Source organism: Erwinia psidii (assembly GCF_003846135.1).
Classification (GTDB): domain Bacteria; phylum Pseudomonadota; class Gammaproteobacteria; order Enterobacterales; family Enterobacteriaceae; genus Erwinia; species Erwinia psidii.
In genome coordinates this window covers 17,782-33,972 of sequence record NZ_RHHM01000017.1, presented here as the reverse complement: position 1 = coordinate 33,972, position 16,191 = coordinate 17,782, and the positions used below count along the sequence as shown (strand labels likewise).

The 16,191-nt window shown below is 53.0% G+C and carries 14 protein-coding genes; 2 read left to right on the top strand and 12 right to left on the bottom strand.

The window, feature by feature from the left end; genetic code table 11:
* Positions 1–87: 87 nt before the first annotated feature.
* The 12 genes from wecG to trxA form a co-directional block, all read right to left on the bottom strand.
* The gene (gene wecG, locus EB241_RS18085; RefSeq protein ID WP_124234491.1) at positions 88–828 is read right to left on the bottom strand and encodes a lipopolysaccharide N-acetylmannosaminouronosyltransferase; all 741 of its coding nucleotides are present in this window, start codon (positions 826–828) and stop codon (positions 88–90) included.
* 30 nt (positions 829–858) lie between these two features.
* Positions 859–2,214 carry an ECA oligosaccharide polymerase gene (gene wzyE, locus EB241_RS18080; protein ID WP_124234490.1) on the bottom strand — a complete coding sequence of 452 codons (1,356 nt, stop codon included), beginning with the start codon at positions 2,212–2,214 and terminating at the stop codon, positions 859–861.
* Positions 2,211–3,278 carry a TDP-N-acetylfucosamine:lipid II N-acetylfucosaminyltransferase gene (locus EB241_RS18075; protein ID WP_124234489.1) on the bottom strand — a complete coding sequence of 356 codons (1,068 nt, stop codon included), beginning with the start codon at positions 3,276–3,278 and terminating at the stop codon, positions 2,211–2,213. Before EB241_RS18075 ends, wzyE begins: the two co-directional genes overlap by 4 nt.
* On the bottom strand, positions 3,275–4,525 hold the full coding sequence (wzxE, locus tag EB241_RS18070) for a lipid III flippase WzxE (protein ID WP_124234488.1): 1,251 nt from the start codon (positions 4,523–4,525) through the stop codon (positions 3,275–3,277). Before wzxE ends, EB241_RS18075 begins: the two co-directional genes overlap by 4 nt.
* Before the next feature lies 1 nt (position 4,526).
* Complete coding sequence (gene rffA, locus EB241_RS18065; protein WP_124234487.1) at positions 4,527–5,657, bottom strand: dTDP-4-amino-4,6-dideoxygalactose transaminase; 1,131 nt, start codon at positions 5,655–5,657, stop codon at positions 4,527–4,529.
* Positions 5,658–5,661: 4 nt separating this feature from the next.
* On the bottom strand, positions 5,662–6,381 hold the full coding sequence (rffC, locus tag EB241_RS18060) for a dTDP-4-amino-4,6-dideoxy-D-galactose acyltransferase (RefSeq protein WP_124234486.1): 720 nt from the start codon (positions 6,379–6,381) through the stop codon (positions 5,662–5,664).
* Positions 6,378–7,640, bottom strand: coding sequence for a UDP-N-acetyl-D-mannosamine dehydrogenase (gene wecC / locus EB241_RS18055; RefSeq protein ID WP_124234485.1), 1,263 nt, complete (start codon positions 7,638–7,640; stop codon positions 6,378–6,380). The genes rffC and wecC overlap by 4 nt, the downstream gene beginning before the upstream one ends.
* Positions 7,637–8,767: a non-hydrolyzing UDP-N-acetylglucosamine 2-epimerase gene (wecB, locus tag EB241_RS18050; protein WP_124234484.1), complete on the bottom strand. Its 1,131-nt coding sequence runs from the start codon at positions 8,765–8,767 to the stop codon at positions 7,637–7,639. The genes wecC and wecB overlap by 4 nt, the downstream gene beginning before the upstream one ends.
* 48 nt (positions 8,768–8,815) lie before the next feature.
* On the bottom strand, positions 8,816–9,844 hold the full coding sequence (gene wzzE, locus EB241_RS18045) for an ECA polysaccharide chain length modulation protein (protein ID WP_124234483.1): 1,029 nt from the start codon (positions 9,842–9,844) through the stop codon (positions 8,816–8,818).
* 54 nt (positions 9,845–9,898) lie between these two features.
* Complete coding sequence (gene wecA / locus EB241_RS18040; RefSeq protein ID WP_124234482.1) at positions 9,899–10,978, bottom strand: UDP-N-acetylglucosamine--undecaprenyl-phosphate N-acetylglucosaminephosphotransferase; 1,080 nt, start codon at positions 10,976–10,978, stop codon at positions 9,899–9,901.
* Between the two features lie 316 nt (positions 10,979–11,294).
* Positions 11,295–12,554 (bottom strand): transcription termination factor Rho, encoded by a 1,260-nt coding sequence (gene rho / locus EB241_RS18035; protein ID WP_016192346.1) that lies wholly within the window; start codon positions 12,552–12,554, stop codon positions 11,295–11,297.
* 384 nt (positions 12,555–12,938) lie between these two features.
* Positions 12,939–13,271: a thioredoxin TrxA gene (gene trxA / locus EB241_RS18030; protein ID WP_124234481.1), complete on the bottom strand. Its 333-nt coding sequence runs from the start codon at positions 13,269–13,271 to the stop codon at positions 12,939–12,941.
* Between the two features lie 116 nt (positions 13,272–13,387).
* Here trxA and rhlB point away from each other — a divergent pair, with 116 nt between their 5' ends.
* Complete coding sequence (gene rhlB / locus EB241_RS18025) at positions 13,388–14,680, top strand: ATP-dependent RNA helicase RhlB (RefSeq protein WP_124234480.1); 1,293 nt, start codon at positions 13,388–13,390, stop codon at positions 14,678–14,680.
* Positions 14,681–14,687: 7 nt separating this feature from the next.
* The gene (gene gppA / locus EB241_RS18020) at positions 14,688–16,172 is read left to right on the top strand and encodes a guanosine-5'-triphosphate,3'-diphosphate diphosphatase (protein WP_124234479.1); all 1,485 of its coding nucleotides are present in this window, start codon (positions 14,688–14,690) and stop codon (positions 16,170–16,172) included.
* Positions 16,173–16,191: the final 19 nt, after the last annotated feature.

The following is a 16,191-nucleotide window of genomic DNA, read 5'->3' as shown; positions in this document are numbered from 1 at the left end:
ATTCTGTCTAAAGCACAATCATTTTCAGGTCGTTTCTGATGCTAAACCACGGTTTTTTGGCACCATACCGCGTCAGAAAAAGCAAAATTAAAGTTCGCCGCGCCAGTGATAGTTGAGATATTTCAGCAGTCTGAGCTGGCGTGGTAAACGCGAAGGCTGTGAAATCAGGCGGTACAGCCATTCCAGACCCATTTTTTGCCAGAGGAGCGGGGCACGCTTCACATGCCCGGTGAAAACGTCATAGGTTCCTCCCACGCCCATATAAAGTGCCTGAGGGTAAACAGCCTTACAGTCCTGCATCAGGACTTCCTGCCGTGGTGAGCCCATCGCCACGGTGACAATCTTCGCCCCGCTGTCGGCAACGCGGGCGAACACGGCATCGCGCTCGGCGGGCGAAAAATAACCGTCCTGAGTACCAACAATATTCACATTCCACTGACGACGAAGTTTATCCGCCGTTTGTGCCAGGACCGAAGGTTTACCGCCAAGCAGAAAAACCGGTATCCCCTCCTGCCCGGCCCTCTCCATCAGCCCTTCCCAGAGATCGGCACCGGCGATCCGTGACACGCTGGCCTGCGGATATTTTTTGCGAATAGAACGCACAATACTGATGCCATCGGGGTATTTATATTCCGCCCGTTGGATAAGCTGATAAATTTCCGGCTGACTTTCAGCAGTCAGCACCTTCTCAGCGTTGATCGCCACCAGCGTGCCGGTTTTCACCTCACCCTCGCGGCAAAGATAGTCCAGCATCCCGGCCATATCGCTAAACCCTAATAGCACAAAGCCACGAATTTGATACTGCGGGACAGCAGAAACGGCATCCATTAACGATTCCTTACGCTCAACGGCGACATATCAAAAAGGCCGGTTCTGTACCGGCAGGGATACCGCCACTTTACGGCTGCGGATCAGGCCCGCGCTGTCAAGCAGCCAAAAAAGCAGTTTCGCTACCACCACCACCGCAACAAAAATCAGGCAGAAGAACACCACACGGGAGGCAAAAGCGTCCAGACCCTCACGCGTGAGCACGATCATGTTAAACACCGCGCCAAAACAGAAACTTTGCAACACCGCCGCCTTGTAACGATTTGGTTCACGCAGCCCCTGCTGATAAAGCCAGTCAAACCATTTAATGATCATGCCTACCGCTACCGCCCCCAAAGGAATAAACCAGACGCCGCCCATCACCACCAGCGAACCAATTAGCGTTGGCGAGATAGCCAGACCAGAGTGATTATTCAGTACTTCCCAGGTGAAATAATTCGCGCTGTTCAGCACGATGGAAGGGCGGTCAGGCCACAGCCAGCCGGGGATGAATACATAGAAATCGCGAATCAACGGTGCCAGCCCCTGGAAATCAATTTTGTCGTAATGCTGTAGCAGTAGCCCCAGATTTTCCCACGGTGAGAAGGTATCCCGCGTTAAATAGAGAAAAGTGTAAAACGCTTCAGCGCCGCTGACATCAAGGTTATAACGTCGCAGTGCCAGCCAGAACATCCCCACTATGCCCGCCACGCCGGCCATCGCCAGCATCCAGAGCGTAATCCATCCGCGAATAATGCCAATAAACAAAAACAGCGCAAACGCGATGATGATGTTGGCCCGCGTTCCCCCCACAATCATGTAGGTCAACAGGCCAAATCCTACCGTTGCCACCAGAAAGAACAGCCAGCGGCGAAGGTTCTGATTGAGGAAATAGACCACCAGCATCGCCGGGATAAAGAAATAGAAAAAACGCTTCAGCGCCACGCCGGAAACATCAGCCGAGAATATCTGGCTGTAGCTACGCAATTTGAACAACAGAAACCCGTTATGTATAAAAAACACCAGCAACGTACCGAGTGCAACGATGGTCAGGATACCCCAGGTAAGATGGGCTTCCACACGATTGAGGGTAAAAACCTGACGCGACACGCTGCCGCTTGCGGGCCGCAGACGGGTTTTATAGCTGACATAGTAGATGGCATAAAAGCCGGTGGCAGAGAGCATCGCCTCCAGCAAAAATTCGGGCGGCACCACCTTTACATGAAAGCCAAAGACCAGCAGAGCAGTCAGCGGAAAACCCAGGTAAAAGGTCAGTAAAAACAGCAGTGAGAAGAATACGTTAAAGTTAAAGCGCACCCGCAGGAACTCACGCCAGGTGAGAGTCAGGATCACCCCCAGCGACATCAGCCATATCAACAACAGGCCGGAAAATTGCGACAGCATCATGCATTTTCTCCTTCCGCCAGCGCCAGCGCCTGTTTCCAGCCTGCCACATACGTTGGCTCAAAAAAGGCAATGGCGCTTTTATCCAGTTGCTTCATCTGCCGCTTTGTCTCAGTGACTACGGGAGCATCAAGCCGATCGCCGGCGAATAACACCGGCACCTGTTGTTCGGTTAAATCCTGCCAGAATGGATTTTTACGGTTAATCACAAAAGGGATATTGGCCTGAATCAGCAAACATAGCGTGCCAATGCCTTGCTGGCGCTCAAAAATAAAATAACCCAGATCGCAGCGGGAGATCAGCTGCAAATAGGCTGGAAAATCGAGCTTTTCAGTGAGGAGATGCAGATTTTCTTCAGCAAATAATGCATGGCCGGCCTCACGAACCTGGCGGATATAAACGCTGTTATTTTCCGGGTATCCGAGCGGCACAATGACCTCAACCTTATCGCCAAACTGTCGGTGAATATCCTGTAATGCCTGAATGTGACGATTACTGGCATCCCCTGAGTTGCCAACCAGGATAGTCAGCCGGTCACGCTTTTGCGGCATCGGCAGATCGACCTGCGCCATCCGCGTTGGAAAGTAAAGCAGGGACGCTGACACAGCCGGATGACGTTGCCGGAAATAGCTGATATCCCCTCGCGTGGCAAATACGTGCCCAACCCGCCGATGGGCCAGTCGGCGCATCAGATAGAACAGGCGGAATTTAACACCGGTGGCCTGTTCATAGAGATCGGCCCCCCAGATATGCCACCAAACCTGCGATCGCCGCAGCTTACCCGTCAGTATTGCCAGCCATAAGGCCGCATTAAACTGTCCGTGGAAAAAGAAACGCCTGCTGCGATCCGCACTGGCGAGGGCCACGATTTCCCTGGCCAGCGATCGTTTATCCGCAAACCAGCGAATATCCAGGTTTTCCCACTGCACGACAGGTTGCCCGACGACCCAGAACTGTCGACGCACAGTGCGGGGAACCGCCTCTGCAAGGATGTCGTTGAAGAATGTCAGTACGGTCTGATTATGATGAGGAATGGCCGATCCGAGCACATGAATCATTGTCGTCATATTTGTCTGCGATAAAGAAAAAATACGCCGCTGCAAAGCGCGAAATAAGTGATGTAGGTGGCCATATAAGCCTGTGCTGCTCCGGTGGCCCCGTGCAAAGGGATCAACCAGTGAGCGAACAGCGTCAGCAACAGAAACTGGCTCACCTCCGTCAGGATATAGAAACGTAACGACGCTTTGGCAATCACCAGGTAGCCAAAAACGTAAGCACCCACTTTGAACACATCGCCGGTCAGCTGCCAGACGAAGAGGTCGCGCATACCGGTAAACTTGCTGGAGAACAGCAGCCAGATAGCCAAATCGCGCAGTAACCAGACCGTCAGACTCACCGCCATCACGGTGGGAAGCACAAAGCGCAACGCCCGAAAGATCTCCTGTGACAGAGCCTGGCGCGTGGTCAGTCTGGAGAGGGTCGGCAACAGGTATACGCTAAAGGAGGCGGTAATAAATTGCAGGTAGGCATCGGAAATACTGGTCACGCCCTGCCACAGCCCAACCTGCTCCCAGCCGCTATGTTCTGCCAGCAGATTACGCATCATCATCCACGCCACCGGCAGCGTCACCGAGGTGATCAGCGCCATCAGGGTAAATTTACTGAGATTGCGGGCGATCCCTGTATCCCACGTCGGAATGAGAAAGCGGAGAGGCACATGACCGCGTTTCGCCAGTACTGTCGCCGCAGGCACGATAAGCAGTGCCGGCACCAGCGCCATGCCCACCAACGCACCGCTGTAGCCGCCCAGTCGGTAACAAACAAACCAGGCCGCCACGCCAGCCAGGCTACCGCAAATTAATGCCAGTGCGCTGCCTCTGGCATCACGGAACCCCTTGATAATGGCCAGCAACAGGTTAGCCCAGGCAATACCGAACTGAAGAAAAGCGACAATGCGTACCACATTTTGATAATCGCTGTGAGCAAACAGCCCAATACTGATTGGCCCGGCAAACAGCAGGAAGACCACCGCCAGCATGGTGGAAAACGCCAGTACCATTGCTGATGCGGTGCCGGTGGCTGCCCGTAAACGCTGTGGCTGTTGCTGATATTCCGCTATGTATTTGGTGACGCCGTTAAAGATCCCCGCCCCCGCCAGCACGCCCAGCACGGTAATCAGCTGGCGGAAGTTGCCCGCCTGACCGACGCCTTCAAGGCCAAAAGCCACCGCCATCATTTTTACCACCAGCAGCCCGGCAACGATTTTTATCAGTGTGGAAGCGGCCGTCCAGGCCGACGCTTTTGCCAGTGACATATCAGGAAAAATAGCTCAGTAAAGAGTTGATCACCGTCTTTTGATTATTATCAGAGAGGTTATAAAACAGCGGCAAACGTAACAGGCGCTCGCTCTCAGACCGGGTGTAACGATCCGTGCCATAGAAGCGACCAAAACGCTGCCCGGCAGGCGAGGAATGCAGTGGGATATAGTGAAACACCGCCAGGATCTCGGCTTCTTTCAGCCAGTTGATCAACGCCGTGCGTTCATCGTTGTCGCGTAACTTGATGTAAAACATGTGCGCATTGTGCTGGCAGGCTGCCGGCAACGATGGCAACGCTATTCTGCCGCTGGCCGCGATCGGTTCCAGCGCCTGAAAATAGTTCTGCCACAGGCGCAAACGTTGGTCATTGATACGCTGAGCCGCCTCAAGCTGCGCCCACAGATAAGCGGCCTGTAAATCGGCCATCAGGTAGCTGGAGCCGATGTCCCGCCAGGTGTATTTATCCACCTGCCCACGAAAAAACTGACTGCGGTTGGTGCCTTTTTCACGAATAATTTCCGCCCGCTCGATCAGCTCAGGCGCGTTGACCAGCGTTGCCCCACCCTCACCGCCCGCGGTGTAGTTCTTGGTTTCATGAAAGCTGAAGCAGCCAATATGACCAATGGTGCCCAGCGCTTTGCCTTTCCAGGTGGACATCACGCCCTGAGCCGCGTCTTCCACTACCCACAACTTGTGCTTCTCTGCCAACGCCATAATGGTATCCATCTCACAGGCCACGCCGGCATAGTGAACCGGCACGATAGCGCGGGTTTTGTCGGTGATCGCAGCTTCAATAAGGCGTTCATCAATGTTGAGCGTGTCCGGGCGAATATCCACAAAAACAATGGTCGCCCCCCGCAACACAAACGCATTGGCGGTGGAAACAAAGGTATAGCTGGGCATAATCACTTCATCGCCCGGCTGAATATCAATCAGCATCGCCGCCATTTCCAGCGACGCGGTGCAGGACGGGGTCAGCAGCACTTTTTTGCTACCGAATTTATTTTCCATCCACTGCTGGCAGCGTCGGGTGAAACCGCCGTCGCCGCACAGCTTGCCACTGCTCATAGCAGACTGCATGTATTCAAGCTCGGTGCCAATGACGGGTGGCGCGTTAAACGGAATCATAAGGTTACCTGTAAAGCCAGTATGCGGTGCGCTCAATCACGCCACCGCAGCGAAGATAAAGCCGCAACGCAGGCAGATTGCCCATTTGGGTCGCCACATGCAGGCGATTGAGACGCCGGGCGCGGCACCAGTCAATCGCCGCCGCAACCATCCGCTGTCCCACCCCTAATCCCTGCGCATGAGGCAACGTTGCCAGCAGGCCGATACGCGCACTGCCGTCAGATAATTCACGCAGGGAAACGAAGCCCTGCAAATCGCCCGGCGCATTGACCGCCAGAAGGCACTGGTGATCAAAGGTACCCAACACGGCATTTTCCACCCACTGTGCATAGAAACGTCCGCTGTCGCCGGGCTGATACCAGGGCGAACGGAAACGGCTGTAGGCAAAAGCTTCACTGGCCGCCTCACGCAGGGCAGGAATATGTTCTTTCTTTGCAATACGGATACCATCCGGTCTGCCAGCTGTGTTAATTCCCAGCACCAGTTCAGCTTCGCCCTCAACCAGACGAAAGCCCAGCCTATTCAGGGCATCCAGCTCGGCCGTCTGCTGAGAAAGTACTTTAACCTGCACCCGCTGGAATGCCTGCAACTGCGCATCTTCAATGGCTGTCTGGTGTGTATCCAGGTGCAACAACGCGCTGTTGACCTTAAAGAACGCGTTCTCCCAGCCAAGCGGCGTGAGCTGGCCCCTTACCCTGTTAACTGACTGGCCTGAATAGCTCACTGCCAGACGCCTTTGGTATCAACAATCCAGTGAGATTTCACCTGGTCGTTGTCCATCGCCCTGAACTGCGCGTGATCGACCAGCATCACCAACACATCCGCCTGCGGTAAAGCGTCATCCAGCGGCACCAGCACGGCTTTATCAACCAGCACTTGCGGTAATTGCTGGATATTCGGTTCGACCACCAGCGTGCGGCCCGGATGCCAGTCCGCAATCATTGCTGCCACCTCCATCGCCGGGCTTTCACGCAGATCGTCAATGTTCGGTTTAAATGCCAGGCCAAAGCAGGCAATGATCAGTTCACTGGCACGTTTGTCACTGGCAACCAGACAGGCTGCCACGGTTTTTTTCACCTGTTCCAGAACCCAATGCGGTTTGGCGTCGTTAACTTCGCGGGCGGTACGGATCAGGCGAGCCTCGGCAGGGTTTTGCGCCACGATAAACCACGGGTCCACGGCGATACAGTGACCGCCAACCCCAGGACCGGGCTGGAGAATGCTGACACGGGGATGACGGTTAGCCAGCGCGATCAGTTCCCACACGTTGATTTGCTGTTCGGCACAGATCAGCGACAGTTCATTGGCAAACGCAATATTGACATCACGGAAGCTGTTTTCCGTCAGCTTACACATCTCGGCAGTGCGCGAGTTGGTCACCACGCATTCACCCTCAAGAAAAATGTTGTACAGATCGCTGGCCATTTGCGAACTGGTCGCGGTCATCCCGCCAATCACCCGATCGTTTTTGATAAGCTCAACCATCACCTTTCCGGGCAGCACTCGCTCAGGGCAGTAGGCAATATGGATATCCGCCTGCTCACCGGCCTGTTGAGGAAAAGTTAAATCACGGCGCACCGTCGCCAGCCAGGCTGCCATCTGCTCGGTAGCACCTACCGGAGATGTGGATTCAAGGATCACCAAATCCCCTTTTTTCAACACGGGCGCAATCGACTCCGCCGCCGCTTTCACAAAGGATAAGTCGGGCTGATACCCCTCCTGAAAGGGCGTTGGTACGGCAATCAGAAACGCTTCGGCCGGTTCAGGTTGGGTGGCGGCCCGCAGCCAGCCCTGTTCCACGGCCGCTTTCACCACCCGATCAAGGTCAGGTTCAATAATGTGAATGTCGCCACGATTGATGGTATCAACCGCGTGAGCATTAATATCAATGCCGATGACCGATTTTCGCCGCGACGCGAAGGCGGCGGCGGTGGGCAGGCCAATATAGCCCAGCCCGATAACGGATATGGTGTTGAACGTCATAAAGAAACCCGGTTATTTTTGAGTGCCTGTACAATACGTTCGCAGGCAAGGCCGTCGCCATAGGGGTTATGGGCGCGACTCATGGATTGATACGCTTCTTCATCTGTCAGCAGACGCGTGACCTCACTGACAATTTTTTCGACATCGGTGCCCACCAGCTTTACCGTTCCGGCTTCCACGGCTTCAGGCCGTTCGGTGGTATCGCGCATCACCAGCACCGGTTTTCCCAGCGACGGTGCTTCTTCCTGGATACCCCCAGAGTCGGTAAGGATCAGCCAGGAACGCACCATCAGATACACGAACGGCAGATATTCCTGCGGTTCGATCAGCACAATGTTGTCGATGCCACACAAAATACGGTTAACAGGCTCGCTGACGTTAGGGTTCAGATGAACCGGATAAACAATCTGTGCATCGGGATGAAGATGCGCAACGTCCGCCAGCGCACTGCAGATACGCTCAAATCCACCGCCAAAGCTCTCACGGCGATGCCCGGTCACCAGGATCATTTTTTTATTCGCGTCGAGAAAGGGATAGCGTGTCGCCAGCCCATTACGTAATGCCTCATCGCGCATCAGCCTGTCACGCACCCAAAATAACGCGTCTATCACCGTGTTGCCGGTAACAAACATCCGGCTTGCCGGCAGGTTTTCCCGTAGCAGATTCTGCCTGGCCGTTTCAGTCGGCGTAAAGTGATAAGAAGCCAGATGCCCGGTCAGAGTACGGTTGGCCTCTTCCGGCCAGGGAGAGTAGAGATCGCCGGTCCGCAGACCGGCTTCCACATGACCTACCGGTATCCGGTGATAAAAAGCGGCCAGACTGGCCGCAAAGGTGGTGGTGGTGTCGCCATGAACCAGCACCACGTCCGGCGTAAACTCGCTGAATACGGCTTTCAATCCTTCGAGGATGCGACTGGCGATCTCACTCAGGCCCTGGCCGGGACGCATAATATTGAGATCGTAGTCAGGGACGATGGCAAACAGTTGCAATACCTGGTCCAGCATCTCGCGGTGCTGTGCCGTGACGCACAGACGCGCTTCTATCCCGCCGTCCTGGGTGAGTGCATGAACCAACGGCGCCATTTTTATTGCTTCCGGGCGCGTGCCAAATACCGTTAATACTTTCACTGTTACTCTCTTCCCTTCGTCTGTTAAATGACGCCAGCCTGCCAGCATTCAATCACGACGCCGACGCACCAACGCAATCCCTGCGCCCGTGATGGCACCTACCGCACCCCACATAATCATCAAAAACAGGCGACGTGGGCTGTCGCGTTTCACTGGTTCTTCCGGCGTCCGCAGGTAGCGCCATGTCTGGAAAGTGGTCATCAGCGTCGGACCAGCATTCAGGGTATTCAGCATCGCTTTGTTCTGATCATAGTCCAGATCATAGCCAGGTCCGCTGGCCCGGAGACTCTCCAGACGGGCCTGTAGCATTGCACGTCCAAGCAAAAACAGTTCGGAGTCCGGTAACTGCCCGGAAGGTGTATCTGTCTTCGCCTGTTCGAAGCCTTGCTGCTGTGCAATTTTTAACGCCTGCTGTACGCTGTTCACCTGACGGTCATAGATGGCTTTCGCCACCGCTTCCTGCCGTTTAACCTGCGCTTTCAGTTGAACCGTCCTTGCCGCCCATGCTCCAGACAGCTGCTCATTCAGATGAGTAACGGCACGCTGGTTAGCAAAGGTCACATACTGACGCAACAATACGTTCGCCTCGGCCGCGGTTTCGGCCACCAGCTTAACGGTATCATTCAGGTTTTTTGCCGCATCTGCTGGCTGAAACTGCACGTTGGCAATCAGCTCATCCAGTAATGCCGCATTGCCAGGCGCACTGTTGGCCTGGCGTTTTTTGTAATAATCCGTCTGCAACCAAAACTCACGACGAGTATCATACGACGAGAGTTGCATAACGAATTCACGGTAAGCATCATCACTGACGGATTGCGGCATGAAAGCACTGTTGCTACCGCGTGCATCCAGATTATTGAGAAACTGTTGCTGCGAATAGAAGTCACTCAACATATTAACCGTTGGACGATCGGTGATCGCGGTAGTGCTCCATTGCGGCATCACAAGCAGCGACCAGACACCCGCCAGCAGCGCAAACAGCAGCGCGCCACCGACAATCCAGCGCTTACCTCGCCACAACGCGCAACAAAGCCCACGGATATCCAGTTCGTTATCTGCAACGTCAGGATGCGTCATACTTAATATTCCTCGTGTTCAGGGTATTGAGTTTTTTTAACCGGTTGACGTCAGTTATTTTGTCCGGCGTAGCCGTCTCTTCACTCTTTTTATGAATCTTGCCACTCGCCACGCACGCTTGATGCAGTAGCCATAAAGCATAAATGCCAACAGATAGAGCACCAGCATTAACCACTCAGGCACAAAGCTTAGGGATTCGCCCAGCACGCCAACGCCTGCCAACAGAGCCGCCGCAAGGGTTATCAGAAGACAGGCCTGTTTTGAGGTAAAGCCCGCACGCATGATCAGATGATGAATGTGTTGGCGATCGGCTGAAAAGGGACTCATCCCTTTGCTCAGACGCCGGTACATAATGGCAACCATGTCCATCAGCGGAATGGCAATCAGCCACAGGGCAGTTACCGGCGTAATAGGATGATACTGGCCCTGAGTCGCTTCCAACAGGATCCAGATAATGGTGAAGCCGATCAGGGTACTACCCGCATCACCCATAAAGACTTTATATCGGCCACCAAATGCGCCAAGGTTTAGCAGAATATAGGGGACAATGGCGGCGATCATGGCAAAACACCACATGGCCAGACTTTGCTGTCCGTCCAATAGCAGTATGATGCCCATTGCCAGAAAGGTCACACAGGAGAGGCCGCCCAACAGGCCATCAATACCGTCCACCATATTAAAAGCGTTGATTGCTGCCCACACCGCGAACAACGTTAATACATAGCCAAACGGACCGACCACCAGCTCCCATGGGCCAAAAATATAGCCGAGACTGAGCAAATAGAGTTTGCCCGTGGTCATCATCACCACGGCAATTGCCGCCTGCACAAAGGCCCGAATTTTTACGCTAATATCAAAGCGGTCATCCAGCGCACCAACCAGCACCAACGCACCGGCACAGCCGAGGTATAGCTGAAAATGAGGGATGTAGTAGTTGGTGATAAGAAAGCCAAAACCGACCCCGGCAAAAACAGAGATGCCACCCACCAAAGGGATCACGCCCTGGTGGCGCTTACGGTAGTTAGGTCTGTCCACCAGGCCAATGCGTTTGGCCACTTTACGGGCGAAGAAAAGAAAAACCAGCGAAAACACAAAAATTAAAGCAAGCTCAGTACTCATATTGAGTAAATTCACATTAACCAGCTCTCTGCTAAGAATCGCGCATAGTTGTAAGCAATTTTCAGGCCATTAACATATGTTCAACTCTGATTTCCGTCGTGATCCAGTATGAAATACAGCGTCTGACTGTCTTTTATGCTGAATTGCACCTTGTATTTAATTCTCCAGTTGCCTAATCGTATAGCTCACAAAAGAAAAACGCCACGTCTGCGCGTGGCGTTCTGCTGGTTTTGTTGCTTTTGCTGCTACTGAGCTGCTCATTTTGACCTGAGAAGCCAGAAAGCAAGGGTAAGATACGGCCATTACCTTATTTTCTGGCAGGTTTACCTTCTCAGGAGCGCTTCATCATGTCGAAGAATTCGTCATTGGTTTTTGTCATAGCCAGCTTGTTAATGAGGAATTCCATTGCGTCGATTTCACCCATCGGGTGAATGATTTTGCGCAGGATCCACATTTTTTGCAGTTCTTCAGAGCTGGTGAGCAACTCTTCTTTACGGGTACCGGAGCGGTTATAATCGATCGCCGGGAACACGCGCTTCTCAGCGATTTTACGCGCAAGATGCAATTCCATGTTACCCGTACCTTTAAATTCTTCGTAGATGACTTCGTCCATCTTCGAACCGGTATCCACCAGCGCCGTTGCAATGATAGTCAGACTGCCACCCTCTTCCACGTTACGCGCGGCACCAAAGAAGCGTTTTGGACGATGTAAGGCATTTGCATCCACACCACCCGTCAGAACTTTTCCAGAGGCAGGTACGACAGTGTTGTAGGCACGGGCCAGACGGGTAATGGAGTCCAGCAGGATGATCACGTCTTTCTTGTGCTCAACCAGGCGTTTAGCCTTTTCAATCACCATTTCAGCAACCTGCACATGGCGGGAAGCGGGTTCGTCGAAGGTTGAAGCAATCACTTCGCCTTTAACCAGGCGTTGCATTTCGGTCACTTCTTCTGGACGTTCGTCAATCAGCAGCACCATCAGCACACAGTCAGGATGATTGTAAGCAATGCTCTGCGCGATATTTTGCAGCAGCATGGTTTTACCAGCTTTTGGCGGCGCGACGATCAGGCCACGCTGACCACGACCGATCGGTGAGGCCAGGTCCAGTACGCGTGCGGTTAAGTCTTCGGTCGAACCATTACCACGCTCCATACGCAGACGAGAGTTTGCATGCAGCGGCGTTAAGTTTTCAAACAGGATCTTGCTACGGGCATTTTCCGGCTTGTCATAGTTAACTTCGTTAACTTTCAACAGGGCAAAATAACGCTCACCTTCTTTCGGTGGACGGATTTTACCGGAAATAGTGTCACCAGTGCGGAGGTTGAAACGGCGAATTTGGCTGGGGGAAACATAGATATCATCAGGACCGGCAAGGTAGGAGCTGTCAGCAGAGCGGAGGAATCCAAATCCATCCTGCAATATCTCCAGCACGCCATCACCGAAGATATCTTCACCACTTTTTGCATGTTGCTTAAGGATGGCGAAGATGATGTCCTGCTTGCGCATGCGCGCCAGGTTTTCCAGCCCCATATTTTCGCCGAGAGTTATCAGGTCAGAAACCGGCGTATTCTTTAATTCGGTAAGATTCATAATGGTGGGTTCTTAAACTAGAGGTAAATCTCGAAATGTTTGTTGTAAGTGGTATGGTAAAAAATCCATGCCTGCTAATGGCTTTCTTGTCACTCTCCCGACGATGACGTACAGGAAAACGTGCATCCGAAACGAGGAGACGGTAGTGGACAAGAGGCCGATATACTGATGATACTAACCGTCAGGTTGCTGAATATCTGTAGTAAAAGGGTGTATACAGTGTCCAACAAGGAGCAATTCTAAGATTCAAACTACAGGTAAGTGCGTAGTGCAGTATGATTTAAATTAACATGCCTGACGCCAAACGTCCAGCCGTGAGCTGAAAATATAACAGACGCCTGACAGATAAGGAACGCCCCCACTGTCAGCCGCCAAAAAAACGGTTTATTCCAGATTAGCGTTGATGAACTCTTTCAACTGGCCTTTTGAAAGCGCGCCCACTTTAGTCGCCACGACTTCGCCATTTTTGAAAAGCAGCAAGGTTGGAATACCACGGATACCATACTTCGGTGCTGTACCGGGGTTTTCGTCGATATTGAGTTTTGCGATTGTCAGTCTGCCGTCGTATTCTTCAGCAACTTCACTGAGAATAGGGGCGATCATTTTGCACGGACCACACCATTCTGCCCAGAAGTCGACCAGCGTCAAAGCTTCAGCTTTCAGTACGTCGATTTCGAAGCTGTCGTCAGTCAGGTGAACAATTTTATCGCTGCTCATGTCTTCTCCAAAATATTAGGTCTGGCAGGTAGGCGTAAAATATGCCAACCTGGTTTGATTTTATTTCACCGGATACGCTTTCGTAAAGCAATAATAAGCTGATATTCTACCACACTATGAGCAAAACACACTTAACCGAAAAGAAGTTTTCCGACTTCGCCCTGCACCCACAGGTTGTTGAATCCCTTGAAAAAAAAGGGTTCCACTATTGCACGCCTATTCAGGCACTGGCATTACCATTCACGCTCTCAGGACGTGATATAGCGGGACAGGCGCAAACCGGTACTGGCAAAACGATGGCGTTCCTGACGTCAACGTTTCATCATCTTCTTTCTCACCCTGCACCGGAAGGCCGTCAGGTGAATCAGCCACGTGCGCTGATTCTGGCACCTACCCGCGAACTGGCTGTGCAGATCTATGCAGATGCTGAACCACTGGCGCAGGTGACGGGCCTGAAGTCAGGATTGGCTTATGGCGGTGATGGCTATGATAAACAGTTAAAAGTGCTGGAAAACGGCGTTGATATATTGATAGGCACCACCGGTAGGCTTATCGATTACGCCAAACAAAACCACGTTAACTTAGGTGCCATTCAGGTAGTGGTGCTGGATGAAGCAGACCGGATGTTTGATCTCGGCTTTATCAAAGACATTCGCTGGCTGTTCCGTCGTATGCCGGCAGCTGACCAGCGGCTGAATATGTTGTTCTCAGCCACACTTTCTTTCCGGGTTCGCGAACTGGCGTTTGAAAACATGAATAACGCCGAATATGTGGAAGTAGAACCGGAGCAGAAAACCGGGCATCGTATTAAAGAAGAGCTTTTCTATCCTTCGAATGAAGAAAAAATGCGGCTTCTGCAAACATTGCTGGAAGAAGAGTGGCCAGAACGTGCCATTATCTTTGCTAACACCAAGCACCGCTGTGAAGATATCTGGGGCCACCTGGCGGCTGATGGTCACCGGGTAGGATTGCTGACCGGCGATGTGGCTCAGAAGAAACGTCTGCGTATTCTTGATGATTTTACTAAAGGTGATGTGGACATTCTGGTCGCAACAGACGTGGCCGCGCGCGGTCTGCATATTCCCGCCGTCACCCATGTCTTTAATTATGACCTGCCTGACGACCGCGAAGACTATGTTCACCGTATTGGTCGGACAGGACGCGCCGGTGCAAACGGTCACTCCATTAGTCTGGCCTGTGAAGAATACGCGCTTAACTTGCCGGCAATCGAAGAATATATCGGCCACAGTATCAGCGTGAGCCGCTATAACAGTGATGCGCTAATGACCGATTTGCCTCCGCCTAAGCGGCTGACGCGAAACCGTTCTGGTAACGGTCCACGTCGTGGAGGCGCCAACAATCGTCGCGGCAGTGCACCGCGTAACGCTAACCGTAAACGTTCGGGTTAAAACTGCCATGCAGAGCGCATCATCGCTTTATGCTGCAATAGATTTAGGATCTAACAGCTTTCATATGTTGGTGGTGCGCGAAGTGGCAGGCAATGTCCAGACCCTGGCGCGCATCAAGCGTAAAGTCCGCCTGGCCGCAGGCCTTAATGACGAAAGCCTGCTCTCAGATGAAGCGATGGAACGGGGCTGGCAGTGCCTGCGCCTGTTCTCCGAGCAATTACAGGATATCCCGCCAGCCCAGATCTGCGTGGTTGCCACAGCAACGTTGCGTCTGGCTGCCAATGCCGATATTTTCCTGCAAAAAGCACGGCAGATCCTTAATTGCCCGGTGAATGTGATCAGCGGTGAGGAAGAAGCACGCCTGATTTATCAGGGCGTGGCGCACACTACAGGTGGGTCGGATAAACGCCTGGTGGTGGATATCGGTGGTGGCAGCACGGAACTGGTGACCGGCAGTGGTGCGCAAACAACCGCCCTGCTGAGCCTCTCAATGGGGTGTGTTACCTGGCTGGAGCGCTATTTTGGCAATCGTCATCTGACCAAAGATAATTTTGCCCAGGCAGAACAGGCCGCACAAAATATAATCCACCCCGTGGTCAGTCAGCTACGTGAGCATGGCTGGGAAGTTTGTGTCGGAGCATCAGGCACGGTGCAGGCACTTCAGGAGATAATGATCGCCCAGGGTATGGATGAACGCATTACCCTGAACAAACTGCAACAGCTGAAGCAGCGTGCTATCCAGTGTGGCAAGCTGGAAGAACTTGAAATTGAGGGACTGACGCTGGAACGGGCGCTGGTTTTCCCTAGCGGCCTGTCGATTTTGATCGCCATTTTCACCGAGCTGGGCATCACCAGCATGACCCTTGCAGGAGGTGCACTACGCGAGGGGTTAGTGTACAGCATGCTGAATATGCCCACCGACCACGATATTCGCAGTCGCACACTGCGCAACGTTCAGCGCCGCTTCAATATTGACGCAGAACAGGCCGATCGCGTGCGCCTGCTGGCCGAAAGCTTTGCTCAGCAGGTCAGCCAGCGCTGGCAGCTGGACGAACGCTGTCTGGAGTTACTCGACAGTGCCTGTTTGATCCACGAAATCGGCCTCAGCGTTGATTTCAGGCAGGCTCCGCAACACGCCGCCTATCTGATCCGTCATCTTGATCTCCCCGGCTTTACCCCGGCACAGAAAAAACTGTTAGCAACCCTGCTACAAAACCAGAGTAACAGTATCGATCTGGCGCTATTCAGTCAGCAAAATACCGTTCCCCCACGTATTGCGGAAAGGTTGTGTTGCCTGCTGAGACTGGCAATCATCCTCGCCAGCCGTCGACGTGATGACACATTACCTAAGGTAAAACTTGATGCCGATGGTGATCTGCTCAATCTGACGTTGCCTACAGGCTGGCTCTCCTCTCACCCTCTGAGAGCGGAACTGCTTGAGCAGGAGTGCCACTGGCAAAGCTACGTGCACTGGGTACTGACCGTTCACTGAACCATGCCAGACCCGCACA